The organism is Clostridium hydrogenum, from assembly GCF_021432385.1.
Lineage (GTDB): Bacteria > Bacillota > Clostridia > Clostridiales > Clostridiaceae > Clostridium_S > Clostridium_S hydrogenum.
In genome coordinates this window covers 556,253-571,067 of record NZ_JAEACT010000003.1, presented here as the reverse complement: position 1 = coordinate 571,067, position 14,815 = coordinate 556,253, and the positions used below count along the sequence as shown (strand labels likewise).

The 14,815-nt window shown below is 30.4% G+C and carries 11 protein-coding genes and 2 other annotated features (1 of these 13 only partly in view); of the genes, 6 read left to right on the top strand and 5 right to left on the bottom strand.

Annotated elements, in window-relative coordinates:
• Positions 1-136: a binding site (T-box leader), on the top strand; it begins 119 nt to the left of the window's first position.
• Between the two features lie 55 nt (positions 137-191).
• Complete coding sequence (gene metG / locus CUEA01_RS15830; protein ID WP_234122652.1) at positions 192-2,138, top strand: methionine--tRNA ligase; 1,947 nt, start codon at positions 192-194, stop codon at positions 2,136-2,138.
• Between the two features lie 391 nt (positions 2,139-2,529).
• Here metG and CUEA01_RS15825 read toward each other — a convergent pair whose 3' ends face one another.
• Positions 2,530-2,727, bottom strand: coding sequence for a cold shock domain-containing protein (locus CUEA01_RS15825; RefSeq protein ID WP_234122651.1), 198 nt, complete (start codon positions 2,725-2,727; stop codon positions 2,530-2,532).
• A gap of 149 nt (positions 2,728-2,876) precedes the next feature.
• Positions 2,877-3,094 (top strand) — a binding site (T-box leader).
• Positions 3,095-3,145: 51 nt separating this feature from the next.
• Here CUEA01_RS15825 and trpS point away from each other — a divergent pair.
• Positions 3,146-4,159, top strand: coding sequence for a tryptophan--tRNA ligase (trpS, locus tag CUEA01_RS15820; protein ID WP_234122650.1), 1,014 nt, complete (start codon positions 3,146-3,148; stop codon positions 4,157-4,159).
• A gap of 149 nt (positions 4,160-4,308) precedes the next feature.
• Positions 4,309-5,562 carry an Nramp family divalent metal transporter gene (locus tag CUEA01_RS15815; protein WP_234122649.1) on the top strand — a complete coding sequence of 418 codons (1,254 nt, stop codon included), beginning with the start codon at positions 4,309-4,311 and terminating at the stop codon, positions 5,560-5,562.
• A gap of 500 nt (positions 5,563-6,062) precedes the next feature.
• On the opposite strand, the gene yidA is transcribed toward CUEA01_RS15815, so the two are convergent.
• Positions 6,063-6,875, bottom strand: a complete 813-nt coding sequence (gene yidA, locus CUEA01_RS15810) for a sugar-phosphatase (protein WP_234122648.1) — start codon at positions 6,873-6,875, stop codon at positions 6,063-6,065.
• A gap of 298 nt (positions 6,876-7,173) precedes the next feature.
• Here yidA and CUEA01_RS15805 point away from each other — a divergent pair, with 298 nt between their 5' ends.
• Positions 7,174-8,763, top strand: a complete 1,590-nt coding sequence (locus tag CUEA01_RS15805) for a peptide chain release factor 3 (protein ID WP_234122647.1) — start codon at positions 7,174-7,176, stop codon at positions 8,761-8,763.
• A gap of 615 nt (positions 8,764-9,378) precedes the next feature.
• Here the strand turns inward: CUEA01_RS15805 and CUEA01_RS15800 are convergent.
• Positions 9,379-10,344, bottom strand: coding sequence for a phosphatase PAP2 family protein (locus tag CUEA01_RS15800; protein ID WP_234122646.1), 966 nt, complete (start codon positions 10,342-10,344; stop codon positions 9,379-9,381).
• 434 nt (positions 10,345-10,778) lie between these two features.
• Positions 10,779-11,750, bottom strand: coding sequence for a phosphatase PAP2 family protein (locus tag CUEA01_RS15795; RefSeq protein WP_234122645.1), 972 nt, complete (start codon positions 11,748-11,750; stop codon positions 10,779-10,781).
• 736 nt (positions 11,751-12,486) lie between these two features.
• Here CUEA01_RS15795 and CUEA01_RS15790 point away from each other — a divergent pair.
• A complete protein-coding gene (locus CUEA01_RS15790; RefSeq protein ID WP_234122644.1) occupies positions 12,487-13,050 on the top strand; it encodes an ECF transporter S component in 564 nt (187 codons plus the stop codon).
• 139 nt (positions 13,051-13,189) lie between these two features.
• Here CUEA01_RS15790 and CUEA01_RS15785 read toward each other — a convergent pair whose 3' ends face one another.
• On the bottom strand, positions 13,190-13,357 hold the full coding sequence (locus CUEA01_RS15785) for a zinc-ribbon domain-containing protein (RefSeq protein WP_234122643.1): 168 nt from the start codon (positions 13,355-13,357) through the stop codon (positions 13,190-13,192).
• 329 nt (positions 13,358-13,686) lie between these two features.
• Between CUEA01_RS15785 and CUEA01_RS15780 the strand changes: the two genes are divergently transcribed.
• Positions 13,687-14,781, top strand: coding sequence for a sensor domain-containing diguanylate cyclase (locus CUEA01_RS15780; RefSeq protein ID WP_407929268.1), 1,095 nt, complete (start codon positions 13,687-13,689; stop codon positions 14,779-14,781).
• The last annotated feature ends 34 nt before the right edge of the window (positions 14,782-14,815 follow it).

The following is a 14,815-nucleotide window of genomic DNA, read 5'->3' as shown; positions in this document are numbered from 1 at the left end:
TTAGGATATTACGTGTTGCATACGTTACAATGGCAAAGTGATAAAATAAATTATTAAATTTTAGGAGTCACTTATTGAGATTTTTATCGTGAGATAAAGATAAACTAGAGTGGTAAAGCGGAAATTCGCCTCTAAATGAAACATAAGTTTTCATTTAGAGGTTTTTTTATTTATAAGAAGGAGTGATTTTTGTGTCAGAAAAGAAACCATTTTATATTACAACACCAATTTATTATCCATCTGCAAAATTACATATAGGAAATACATATACAACAGTTGCAGCAGATGCTATTGCAAGATTTAAAAGACTTCAAGGCTATGATGTGTTTTTTTTAACAGGTTCAGATGAGCATGGTCAAAAAATACAGAGAATAGCAGAAGAAAAAGGAGTTACACCAAAGGAATATGTTGATGGGATTGTTGCGGGCATAAAAGACTTATGGAAAATGATGAACATAAGTTATGATAAGTTTATAAGGACAACTGATGATTATCATGTAACAGCTGTGCAAAAAATATTTAAACAACTTTATGATCAAGGTGATATATATAAGAGTTCATATGAAGGCTGGTATTGCACACCTTGTGAATCTTTCTGGACTGAAACTCAACTTCAAGATGGAAAATGTCCTGACTGCGGAAGACCAGTAGAAAAAGCAAAGGAAGAAGCCTATTTCTTCAAAATGTCAAAATATGCAGACAGACTTATAAAATATATAGAAGATCATCCTCATTTTATTCAACCAGAATCAAGAAAAAATGAAATGCTTAATAACTTTTTAAAACCTGGACTTCAAGATTTGTGTATTTCAAGAACTTCATTTAATTGGGGAATTCCAGTAACTTTTGATGAGAAGCATGTAATATATGTTTGGATAGATGCGCTTTCAAACTATATAACAGCACTTGGTTACGGCAGCGACAACGATGAAAAATATAAGAAATACTGGCCTTGCGATGTTCATCTTGTTGGAAAGGACATAATAAGATTCCACACAATTTATTGGCCAATTATGCTTATGGCTTTAGGACTTGAACTTCCAAAACAAGTTTTTGGTCATGGATGGCTTTTAGTTGATGGTGGAAAGATGTCAAAGTCTAAAGGAAATGTTGTGGATCCTGTTACACTTGTAAAACACTTTGGAACAGATCCTGTAAGATATTATTTGTTGCATGAGATACCATTTGGAGCTGATGGTTTATTTAACAATGAAATATTTATAAAGAAAGTAAATTCAGATCTTGTTAATGACCTTGGAAATCTTGTTTCAAGAACAGCTGCAATGATTGAAAAATATTTTGATGGTGCAATACAGCCACCTACTGCTAAGGAAGAGATTGATAGTGAACTTATTGATCTTGCAATTGGGCTTTCTGAAAAGTTAAATGAAGATATAAAGAATTTAAAAATTCCAGAGGCTTTAGATCATATTTGGGATGTTATAAAGAGAGCAAATAAATATATAGACGAGACGACTCCTTGGATTTTAGCAAAAGATGAAGCTAAGAAGGAAAGACTTGGAACTGTATTGTATAACTTGGTAGAGGCACTTAGAATAGTTTCAACAGTTCTTTCGGCTTTCTTACCTGAAACAAGTGAAAAAATAAATAAACAGCTTAACATAGAAACTACTACATGGGAAAGCATTGCATCCTTTGATGGAACAAGGGCAGGCACAAAAGTTCAAAAGGGTGAGGCTATATTCCCTAGAATAGATTTGGATGCTACTTTAGAAGAATTGAATAAAATAAAAGAAGAGCAAGCAAAAAAAATAGCAGAAGCTAAAAAATCGGAAGCAAAGGCAATAAAGCCTGAAATAACAATAGATGATTTTGACAAATTAGATTTAAGGGTTGTAAAAGTATTAGCATGTGAACCTGTTAAAAAATCTGATAAGCTTCTAAAACTTAAAGTTGATTTAGGTGGAGAGGAAAGACAGGTTGTATCAGGAATAGCTAAGTTCTACAAACCAGAAGATTTAGTCGGAAAGAATGTAGTTTTAGTAGCCAACTTGAAACCAGTAAAACTTAGAGGAGAACTTTCTGAGGGAATGATACTTTGTGGGGCTACAGATGACGATAGCAAATTGTTTGCTGTAAATCCAGGAGAATTACCTACAGGAAGCACGGTAAGATAAGCGATATTAAAAGGATTTGAAGAAATATAGAGTGAATAAATAATAAACATTGAGAACTAAATCAATTCACAATTCACGATGCACAATTCACAATGAAGGTAGATTTTCTGTAGCAAAGCTACAGAAAATCTTAAAATTTATTTTTTTATTGCTTACGCAATAGCATCATTTATGGTGCTAAGCGAAGCTTATAATATTTAAGTTTAAGATTTACCTAACGTAAGGAAGGAAAATCATCCTTTATTGTGCATTGTGAACTGTGAATTGTGAATTGATTAAATTAGTTCGCAATAATTATAAGTTACGTAGTAATGGATTTACTTAAGAGTATTAAAAAAATATTCCACGGAACAAACCGTGGAATATTTTTTGCTATATATATAAGAAAGGACTAGTGTCTTGTGACATTAATTGCCTGTTCGCCCTTTTGACCTTCAGTTACATCGAATTCAACTTCTTGCCCTTCTTCAAGAGATTTAAAGCCATTTTCCTTTATACCTGAATAATGAACGAATACGTCATTTCCTTCCTGGGTTGTAATAAAACCGAAACCCTTTTGAGCATTAAACCATTTTACTGTTCCTAACATAAAAATACCTCCAAAATAAAATATAAGATGAAAATTAATTCATCTAATAAATAGTATATCTATAAATTTGCATTATATACATTTAATTTGAATTAATTTAATTTGACATTTTTATGTATAAAGCTTATTATAAACATAAGAATTTATATATTTAATCTATGACGAGGAGCAAGTAAATTTAAAAACAGAATTTTAGAGAGTCACAGGTGGTGGAATTGTGATATTTATGCTTAAATTGAATGGACCTTTGAGATTTGAAATGAACTTAAGTAGTTTCAGACGTTAGCCTGCGTTATAAGGCAAGTTTAAATGAGGAGAGTTTTACTCTTAAATTTAGGTGGTACCGCGTGATTATTACGCCCTATGGAATTACACATTTCATGGGGCTTTTTTATTTTAGTTAAAAGGAGAAATTATTATGAGTGATGAAAAGAAAGTAATATTTAGTGGCATACAGCCATCGGGAGAATTGACTATTGGAAATTATTTTGGAGCACTTAAAAACTGGGTAAAGCTTCAAGACGAATATGATTGTTATTACTGCGTAGTTGATTTACATGCAATAACTGTTAGACAGGAACCAAAGGATTTAAGAAGAAGAACTTTAGAACTTTTGGCAACTTATATAGCAGCAGGAATAGACCCTGAAAAAAATACAATGTTTATTCAATCACATGTTTCAGCACATGCGGAGGCACAGTGGATACTAAATTGCTTTACGTATGTTGGAGAATTATCTAGAATGACTCAATTCAAAGATAAGTCTAAAAAATATGAGGGCAATGATGTTGGGGTAGGTGCTGGACTATTAAATTATCCTGTATTAATGGCAGCTGATATACTTTTATATCAAGCAGACTTAGTACCCGTAGGAAAAGATCAAACGCAGCACTTGGAGATTACAAGAAATATAGCAGAAAGGTTTAATACACTATATAGCCCTACATTTAAAATTCCAGAGGGGTATATACCTGAAAAAGGCGCCAAAATAATGAGTCTTCAAGAACCAACAAAGAAAATGTCAAAGTCATCTGATAATCCAAATAGTTTTATATTGATAATGGATCCACCAGATGTAATTAGAAAGAAAATTTCTAGAGCTATTACAGATAGTATAGGTGTGGTTAAATACTCAGATGAACAGCCAGGAGTTAAGAATTTGATGAATATACTTAGCATTACAACTGGAATGGCTGTAGAAGAAATAGAAAAGAAATATGATGGGCAAGGATATGCTCAGTTTAAAAAGGATGTTGCAGAAGCTCTTGTTAATGAATTAGAACCAATACAAACTAAGGTAAAAGAATTGGTCAATGATAAAACTTACCTTGAAGAAATATTAAAGAAGGGTGAACAGAAGGCTTCTTATGTAGCAAATAAAACTTTATCAAAAATGATGAAAAAGGTTGGATTTATTCCTAAATTTAAATAATGTAAATTTAAAAGATTCATGCAGTAGCAAAACAGCTGCATGAGTCTTTTTTTGTATATGAAAATAATTATCAAATGAAAAATATTATTGATTACATTTGGGAATTATATTAATATAATAATATACTAGTTTTGAAGTGAGGTGATTTTATGAAGTTTAATATTTTAAAAGGTGAACACAAACCAAGACTTGGAGCTATTGATTTTTTTAAGTATGTTGGACCTGGTTTATTAGTTACAGTTGGATTTATTGATCCAGGGAATTGGGCATCAAATGTATCAGCAGGAGCAAATTATGGGTATTCTCTTTTGTGGGTAATTTCATTATCTACTGTAATGTTAATAATACTGCAACACAATGCGGCCCATCTTGGTATTGTTACAGGTTATTGTCTTTCTGAAGCAACAACAAAATATATAAAGCCTGTTTTAAAAAATTTTATATTGCTTAGTGCAATTGGAGCGGCTATATCAACAGCTATGGCTGAATTATTAGGTGGAGCAATTGCCATTAATATGTTATTTAAAGTACCCATAAAAATTGGAACTGTTATAATGCTGCTTATAATAACATGGATGCTTTTTTCAAATTCCTATAGAAAATTAGAAAAATGGATAATAGGCTTTGTTTCAATAATAGGTCTATCTTTTATATTTGAATTGCTGCTTGTACATATAGATATAAAGACAGCTTTAGTTAGTTTTATAAAACCATCTTTTCCAAAAGAATCTATGCCTATTATAATGAGTGTTCTTGGAGCAGTAATTATGCCTCATAATTTATTTTTACATTCTGAAATAATACAAAGTAGGCAATGGAATATTGAAAAAGAAGAGGTGATAAAAAAACAATTAAAATATGAGTTTTTAGATACTATTTTTTCCATGATTATTGGTTTTGCCATTAATAGCGCTATGATACTTCTTGCTGCTGGAACATTTTTTCAAAGAGGTATAAAAGTAGATGAACTTCAGCAGGCGCAAGTTATGCTAAGTCCATTTTTAGGAAGCAGTGCATCCATAATATTTGCTGTAGCACTTTTATTTGCAGGAATATCTTCAACCGTAACGGCAGGAATGGCAGGAGGAAGTATATTTGCTGGCATTTTTGGAGAACCATATGATATAAAAGACAGTCATTCAAAGGTAGGAGTTGCTATAACGTTAGTTTTGGCTGCAATAGTTATATTTTTTATACAAAATCCTTTTAATGGGTTAATATATTCACAAATGCTTTTGAGCATTCAACTTCCAATAACAATATTTACACAAATATACCTTACGTCATCTAAAAAGGTTATGGGTAAATTTTCAAATAGTTTAATTCATAACATGGTTTTGATTGCTATAGGAATAATTGTTACATTGTTAAATTTGGGATTGTTAATTAGTTTTTTGAAATAATAGGATATGTTTTAAAAGAATGTTGATATGGGCTTATGGAATTAATGGAATCTAAGAATTGATCGCTTACAATTTGCTAACCATTTAGATACATCGTCCTGGTGACTAAATGGCTTTGACCGTCCTAGTCAAAATTACGCAAATTACAATTTAACACAGAGTACGGAGTACAGAGTACAGCAAAGCTGAAACCATTTAAGTTTAAGATTTGCCTGAGAGAATCGAAAGGTAAATCACCATTTACTGTACTCTGTAGTATTCCAAAATTCCGTAGGCACGGAGGAATTTTTTCATTAAACCCACGGTTTAGGTGAATTAATAATGTTGTAGGACGATTTAAATAAAAGTCAATAAATCTTGGAAGGTAATTGTTAAAAGGCTTAGAAGTTTCAATTGTCTGAGCTGCCTTTTGCGAGTTATTGAAACTTCTTAGCCTTTTAACAATTACCTTCTTAGATTTATGGCTTTTATTTAATGTCCTACAATATTATTAATTCACCTTATCCTGCTTGTTCAATTAAAAACTTGTTTATTACGTGAGCAACGCCATCTTCTTCATTAGTTTTTGTAATATAATTTGCTGCTTCTTTTACTTGTGGAAAGGCATTTCCCATAGCAACACCAAGACCAGCATATTCTATCATGGCAAGGTCATTGCCAGCATCGCCAACGCATATAATTTCTTCTGGTTTTAAGCCAAGGTTTTGTGCTAGTAAGTTTATTCCAAAACCTTTACTTACTTTTTTGTTTAAGAACTCAAGAAATATATCTTCGCTTCTTACGACAGTGTAATCTTTATAAAATTCTTTTGGTATTAGGGGTTCAATCCTATCTAAATCTTCTTTGCAGCCAACAAACATTATTTTTACTATGCTTGTATTTTTATCAATTTTGTCAAATGGTTTTTCTATAAGTGGAATATTATTCATGAAGGATTCCCTTCGGCTATAAGGGTTTATTTTGGGAGTTATGCATTCGTTAGGAGTTAGCGTATGTATATCTATATTAAATTTCTTGCTTAAGCTATATAGTCTACTTAAATCATCAAATTTCATTAAGTTTTCAGCTATTATTTCGCCAGATTTAGTTGTTTGAACGACGGCACCATTAAAGGCTATTGCATAATCATCATCATCTATTAAATTTAACTCTGACAGATAGCGCTCTATTCCTTTTGCTGGTCTTCCTGTAGCGAGAACTACCTTATAACCTTTTTGCTTAGCATTTTGAATTGCAGTATAATTTGCTTTAGAAATTGTTTTATCATCTTTTAAGAGTGTTCCATCCATATCAAGGGCGATTAGTTTGTACATAATAAACCTCCTGCATTAGTTTTAAATGGGTTATAGACCCTATGTAAATATTATAACATTATAATTTGTATTACATAAGTGTACAAATTGGTTGTATACGTTTAACAATCTCTTTTTATTGAAAAAAATATTATAAACTGATATAATTTATCTTGCTTTATATTTTATTATAGGAGATGTAAACATGAATAGATTACATTGATTTTTAATTATTAAATCTATACGATAAGAAAAATTATTAGGTCTGTAAAGGTGCAGGCTTTTTTAGTAAAATAAATGTTTTTAAAGGAGAAATAATATGTCTGAGTTTATAAATGAAATAGAAAAAAGACGAACGTTTGCAATAATATCTCACCCGGATGCTGGAAAAACTACACTTACAGAAAAGCTATTGCTTTATGGAGGAGCTATAAGACTTGCAGGTTCTGTTAAAGCAAGAAAAGCAGCAAAACATGCGGTATCAGACTGGATGGAAATAGAAAAGCAAAGAGGAATATCTGTAACATCATCTGTTATGCAGTTTAACTATGAGGGATATTGCATTAACATACTTGATACACCAGGGCATCAAGACTTTAGTGAAGACACATATAGAACGTTAATGGCAGCCGATAGTGCTGTAATGGTAATCGATGCAGCAAAGGGAATAGAAGCTCAAACTAAAAAATTATTTAATGTTTGCAGTCTTCGTGGAATACCGATATTTACTTTCATAAACAAGATGGACAGAGAAAGTAAGGATCCATTTGAACTTCTTGAGGATATAGAAAATGAACTTGGTATAAAATCTTATCCCATTAATTGGCCAATTGGTTCAGGTAAAGATTTTAAAGGTGTATATGAAAGAAATAATAAAAAAATACAAGTATTTAATGGCGGAAATCACGGTCAAACAGAAGTTGATGCTGTAGAGGGTGATGTAGATGATGTTGTCTTTAGAGATCTTTTAGGTGATGCACTTCATGATAAGTTAATTGAAGATATAGAACTTCTTAATGAAGCAGGGGATGAATTTGATTTAGAAAAAGTAAGAAGTGGAGAACTTACTCCTGTGTTTTTTGGTAGTGCTCTTACTAATTTTGGTGTAGAGCCATTCCTTGAAGAGTTTCTAAAACTTACTACAGCGCCACTTTCAAGAGTATCTGATAAAGGCGAAATAGATGTATTTAGAAAAGACTTTTCAGCCTTTGTATTCAAAATACAAGCAAATATGAACAAAGCACATAGAGATAGAATTGCATTTATGAGAATTTGTTCTGGAAAGTTTACAAAGGGCATGGAAGTATATCATGTTCAAAAGAATAATAAAATAAGACTTACACAGCCGCAGCAATTTTTGGCTCAAGATAGAGAAATAATAGAAGAAGCCTATGCAGGAGATATTATAGGTGTATTTGACCCAGGTATTTTTAGCATAGGTGATACCCTTTGCGAAAGCCAAGAAAAATTTAAATTTGAGGGTATTCCAGTTTTTGCACCAGAACATTTTGCTAGAGTTAGAACTATAGACACTATGAAGAGAAAACAGTTTATTAAAGGTATAACTCAAATAGCACAAGAAGGTGCAATACAGGTCTTTAAGGAAATTAATATAGGTGTAGAAGAACTTATAGTTGGAGTTGTTGGTGTACTTCAATTTGAAGTATTGCAATACAGATTAAAAAGTGAATATAACGTAGATATTAAAATGGATATGCTACCATTCAAAAATATAAGATGGATTGAAAATAATGACTTTGATTTAGATAAGTTAACAATAACTTCAGATACAAAGCGTGTGAGAGATTTGAAGGAAAGAGAACTTTTATTGTTCCAAAGCGAATGGTCAATATCATGGGCACTTGAGCATAATAAAGGTTTAGTTCTTTCTGGTGTTGGAAAAGGCTAAAACTATTGCAAATTAAGTGGTTTAATGAAAGAACACATACCAGATGGGCTTGGGCGTAAGCCCATTAAGATTCTTGAACCTATATTATTAATTCCTAGAGATCCATTTCAAAGACATAAATTAATCAAAAATATTAGTGTGCCTACGAAATTTTGCCTACACTTTGGTTCTCAATGTTTAAAATTTGTGTATAAAATAATTTAGTGCGATAGCCTTAACCTTGAAACTAGTCTGCTATATGCAGATTCTAGTTTCAAGGTTAAGGCTGTCGTTTATATAGATAAACAATCTTGAAGATTAAAATTGCTAATACCAAGTTTATCCTGTTAAATTACAATTTATCGAGCAGAGTACAAAGAAGGATTATTTACCTTTCGATTCTCTCAGGTAAATCTTAAACTTAAATGTCCTCAGCTTCGCTGAGCGCCATTAATGGCGCGATTGCGCAGCAATAAAGAAAATAAGTTTTCAGATTTTTCGTAGTGCTAACGGAGAAAAATCGTCCTTCATTGTACTCTGTACTCTGTACTTTGTACTCTGAGTTAAATTGTAATTTGTCAGGATAAACTTAGTATTTGTAATTTCAATGTTCCAAATTGTACATCTATATTAAGGTTATTGTTCTGCTGAAATATTAGTATCTATTGAAATAGTTTTATCTTTATAGTAATACCTGTCTAATAGTGGTTTGATTTTCTTGTCTATTTTTCCAAATACAAAATCTGCTAGTTTAACTGAAAAATAACCTAATATTAATCCACCAACAACATCAAGAAGCCAATGAACCTCAAGATACAGTGTTGAATAAATAACAGATAGGCAATAAAATCCCCAAAGGTATTTAAAAATTTTATCCTTTTCCCTAAGTACAAGTAAAAAAGCTGCAAAAGCTATCGAAGTATGCATTGATGGAAAACAATTTATAACTGTCATTTCTTTTTCGGCCTGTGAATGAAACACTCTACCTACTCCATCAGGGTCACCTAAAACATACCAAACCTCTTGTAAAAAACACGTTATGTAAAATGGGCTGATTAAAAAAATTTGAAATACATGTGCTGAGCAAAGATACTTTAGACCTTTTTTTAAATCTTTTATAATAATTGAACGGTAAAAGCACATCAAAGGGCAAGCTATATAGCCAGTATTATAAACTAATCTCATAAACCAGGTTAAATTTTCACTTTTATAAATTCGTGCAAAGGATGCATCGTTAAATGGTATGCTTTTAAAAAGTGCATCTAAATTAAATAATGGTCCAATTCTTCTTTCAAATGCAAGTATAGATTGCCATATTCCATAACCATTAAGACATATATATGCTAGAAATAAAAAAAGAGGTATGCAAAGAATTATAAATGGCACCCATTTAACATCTTTTCGCATATCTGAATATGCAGTGAGAAATCCAAGCCAAACTAATGATGCAATAAACTTGTATTCAGATGTTACTTGAGAATTATAAATTTGCAAAGTTATTAAAAAAATTATAGCTCCTATTATTAATGTGTAATATTCCTCTAGAAAATTACACATTTTTTTTATATGTGTAGAAAAAGCTTGTCTATCTATAGATGTCATTAATTCACCTCCATAACAGAATAAATTATAACATATAAATTGAGGCAAGTTAAATATAAGAAAAGAAAATTATAAATTTGTTAACTATTGAATTGAATAAAATTGGAGCTGTAACATAATAATTTTTTAGTGTTACAGCCCAAGTTTTTATTTAATTGGCTATGTTTTAAATAAGTGTTGATTTTCACACTTATTTAAAACATAGCTTCCTTTAGTAAGTTTAGCTATTTTTAAAAGAATGTTGATGTGATGTATTGGCTTTTATGGACTCTTAGGATTGCTCGTTTATAATTTGCGTAATTTTGACTAGGACGGTCAAAGCCATTTAGGCATCAGGACGATGCATCTAAATGGGTAGCAAATTATAAACGTGCAATTCTTAGAGTCCATTAATGTCATAAGCTCATATCAACATTCTTTTAAAACATAGCCATTTAATTTGAAGTTGATACAGAGTCATCTATTGAAACGGAAATGGATTTATTTTTATAATAATACTTGTCCAACAAAGGCTTAATCTTTTTTTCTATTTTATCGAATACAAAATCAGTTAATTTAACAGTACAGTATGCTAATATCAATCCACCAATTATATCAATAACCCAGTGTATTTCAAGATACATTGTTGAATAAATAACGCATAAGCAGAAAAATCCCCAAATAGTTTTGAAAATTTTATCTTTTTCTCTAAGTACAAGTAAAAAAGCCGCAAAAGATATAGAAGTATGCATAGATGGGAAACAATTTAAAACCGTTCCTGATTTTTCAGCCTGTGAATGAAATACTCTAGCTAAGCCATCAGGTTGACCCAAAACATACCAAACTTCTTGAAGATGGAAAGTTATATAAAATGGGCTTATTATAAATACTTGAAATATATGTGCAGAGCAAAGATATTTCAATGCCTTTTTTAAATCCATAGCAATAATTGCACGAAAAAAGCACATTAAAGGTGGAACAACAAAGCCGTTATTATATACTAAACGGAAAAACCAAGTTAGAGTTTGATTCTTGTAAATTCTAGCAAAGGAAGCATCATTAAATGGGATTTTTTTGAAAATTGGATTTAAATCAATCACTACATGAAGCTTTCTTTCAAAGTTTAGCATTGTTCCCCACATTGCATATCCATGATTAAGTATATAGGATAAAAACAAAAAGATTGGTATGCAAAGGACTATGAATGGTAGTAATTTAATGTCCTTTCGCATATCCTTGTAGGCAGTAACAAAAATGAACCAATATATTGATACAATTAATTTATATCCAGGGGTTGCACTAGATATGTAGATGGTAAATGTTTTTATAAAAATTATTGCACCAATTATTAGTGGATAATATTCTCCTAAGAAATCAAATATTCGTTTAAAATAACTTAAAGTGTTTTGTCTATTTACAGTTATCATTAATTCACCTCCACAACAGAATAAATTATAACATATAAATATAAGGAATAGGTTAAAAAAGAATTACAAATTTAACGGTAGGTAATGTAAATTTAACAATGGATGTATATTATATGAAAAGTTCTTAAATATTGCGAAGCTTTATTCAGAGTACAGAGTACAGAGAACAAAGTACAGTGAATGATGATTTTCTGTAGCAAAGATACAGAAAATCTTAAAACTTATTTTTTTGATTGATTACGCAATCGCAATCCTAATGTTGTTCAGCGAAGCTGACAACATTTAAGTTTAAGATTTACCTGACGTAAGGAAAGGTAAATCATCCTTCTTTGTACTCTGTATTTTATACTTTGTACTTTGGTTTAATACTTCGCAATAATTTTAAGTTACATATTAATAAATCTTAATATTGTATACTTATTAAAATTACAGACTTCGTTTTTTATACAATATGGCATCGATAAGGAAAACAAAAGCTGATATTGTTAACAATAAGTTTATGGCAGTTATACCAGTTTTCACAATTAAGGTGGATATCAATGTGAGAAAAGCTAGACTGCAAATCCATCTTAAAATGTTCATATATATCATCTCCTATAAAAATCAATATCAAATTTATTATTATCAATAATTTAAAAATAATACATGAATTGTATGGGTACATTTGCATAAAAATTTTATTTAAATATAATGTTCTTATAGATATCTATAAGAATAAATAATATGGAGGGGCATTATGGAGCAAAAGACATTTAATACTAGTTACGCAGTAAGGGATATAGCACAAATATCACTTATGGCAGCAATAGTTTTTGTAGCCACTAAACTTACGGGGATACCAGTTGGACTTGGTTATAAAGGCTTTGTGCACGCAGGAGATGCCATGGTATTTGTAGCTGCAATAATTCTTAGAAGGAAAAATGCAGTTATTGCATCTGCTTTAGGAATGGGATTATTTGATTTGTTATCAACAGCGCCTGCTTGGGCACCATTTACTTTAATTATTAAAGGTGTTATGGCTTACTTGGCAGCGACTATTGCCTATAGGAATAATTATAATGGAGAAAGTATAGTTAATAACATATTTGGATTTATAGTTGGCGGCATATGGATGATAGGAGCTTACTATTTTGCAGGAGTTTTTCTAGATCATTATTTGATGGGATTTCCATGGTCACAATGCTGGATTTTACAGGCAACTCATATTGGAGAAGATGTAGCGCAAGTGATTGTTGGAATGATAATAGCAGTTCCTTTATCAAAAGTATTGAAAAGAATTAAATACTTTAGGGAAATGTAATTATAGATAGATAATGTGGAAGCTTGAAATTGCTAATACAAGTTTATCCTGTTAAATTACAATTTGTACTTTGTACTCTGTTTCAAGTTGTTTTCATAAAATTAAAATTGAGATGACTCTGCGCCATCTCAATTTTAATTTAAAAATCTTTATGAAAATTGTTTCTTTTAGCTTTTCTAGCTTTTCTGCATTCAGGACATCTTACTGGATCGTTTTCAAATCCTTTTTCCTTATAAAAAGCTTGTTCACCTTCTGTAAATGTAAACTCTTTTCCACAATCTTTGCAAACAATAACTTTATCTGCCATGATAAAACCCTCCTTAAAACCTAGGACTAATTAATCTTGGAAATATTTTTGCTCCTGGAATTAAGGAGTAAACATACCTTGATAATTAAACCTAATAATATCTATACAATATTATAGCATAAAATTCATAAAATTCAATATATATGGAATAATTCAAAATATAAAATATAAAAGTCACAATGGATGATTTTTAATTAATATTGTGGAAATTAGTTCGATAATCTAATATAATTATAATTAAGCCATAATTAAAGAATAAAATTATAAAAACATGTTTTTTGCAATAAGTAATATAAGAGGTGTTTATTCTGAAAAGAGATGTGGGTATTATAGATAAAGCTGATGGGTTTGATGCTTTGTTTGAAAAATATACAAGGTTAAAACAAGAATTTGGCACATATCAAAATTTTGCTGAAGAACAAATTCAATTAATGAATGAAAAAAATATAGAATATGGCAAAAAACTTGATGTATTAACAAATGTTGTAGAAATTAGTAAATATATTAATTCTAATATTAGCGATTATAATTTAATTCCAATGATTAATGATATGATTATTGGGATTCTTGGAGTTACTTATTCAACAATATATTTAAAGAAACGTAATGGTGAATTACGGGTAGAGGCATCTAATGTAGAGATAGAAAATTATGATATTGTAACAAATACTGTATTTTCATTACTTAGTTCAAATGATCCTGTAGTTATAAATTGTAAGAATCCATTATTTAGTGAATTTAAAGGAAAGCTAAATATACACTCAATTGTTGGGGTGCCTATAACTTTAAGAGATAACTTTATGGGATATATAATTGTAGAGCACACATTGTTTGATTTTTTTGGTCATGGTCATATAAAGTTTATATCTGCAATAGCAAATCAAATAGGTATTGCCATTGAAAACAATATTTTGTATAAAAAAGTAAAAGAATCGTCTATTAAGGATCCGTTGCTTGGAATTAATAATAGAAAGCACTTTTTTGATATAATTGAAGAAAAGGTTGTCAAGTTTCCACAAAAAAGTTTTGCAATAGTAATGATAGATATAGATCATTTTAAAAATTTTAATGATTCGTATGGGCATCAATTTGGAGACGAAGTTTTGATTGAAACCGCGAAGGTTCTTTCAAAATCTATTGATCCTGATAAAGATAAAATTGCAAGATATGGTGGAGAGGAAATTGTAATTTACATTGATGAAGTTTCATCACATGAAAAAGTAATAAAAAAGGTAGATGAAATGAGAGAAAAACTTAGCAAAAATATAGTAATGTATAATGACGTTGAAAAAACTGTTACTGCAAGCTTTGGTATAAGCTATTATCCGGATAATGGAAATGACGTCCAGAAGGTTTTAAATGTAGCAGATGCTATGCTTTATAGAGCTAAGGAATCAGGAAGAAACAAAGTTATCTCATCATAAAATGCTATGTTTGAAATTTTTATATTATTATGAT

Coding starts and splice junctions, on each gene's coding strand:
- CUEA01_RS15825 (WP_234122651.1), bottom strand. CDS start 2,727: ATGTTAGGAACAGTAAAATGGTTTAATGCTCAAAAGGGTTTCGGTTTT.
- trpS (WP_234122650.1), top strand. CDS start 3,146: ATGAGTGATGAAAAGAAAGTAATATTTAGTGGCATACAGCCATCGGGA.
- CUEA01_RS15815 (WP_234122649.1), top strand. CDS start 4,309: ATGAAGTTTAATATTTTAAAAGGTGAACACAAACCAAGACTTGGAGCT.
- yidA (WP_234122648.1), bottom strand. CDS start 6,875: ATGTACAAACTAATCGCCCTTGATATGGATGGAACACTCTTAAAAGAT.
- CUEA01_RS15805 (WP_234122647.1), top strand. CDS start 7,174: ATGTCTGAGTTTATAAATGAAATAGAAAAAAGACGAACGTTTGCAATA.
- CUEA01_RS15800 (WP_234122646.1), bottom strand. CDS start 10,344: ATGACATCTATAGATAGACAAGCTTTTTCTACACATATAAAAAAAATG.
- CUEA01_RS15795 (WP_234122645.1), bottom strand. CDS start 11,750: ATGATAACTGTAAATAGACAAAACACTTTAAGTTATTTTAAACGAATA.
- CUEA01_RS15790 (WP_234122644.1), top strand. CDS start 12,487: ATGGAGCAAAAGACATTTAATACTAGTTACGCAGTAAGGGATATAGCA.
- CUEA01_RS15785 (WP_234122643.1), bottom strand. CDS start 13,357: ATGGCAGATAAAGTTATTGTTTGCAAAGATTGTGGAAAAGAGTTTACA.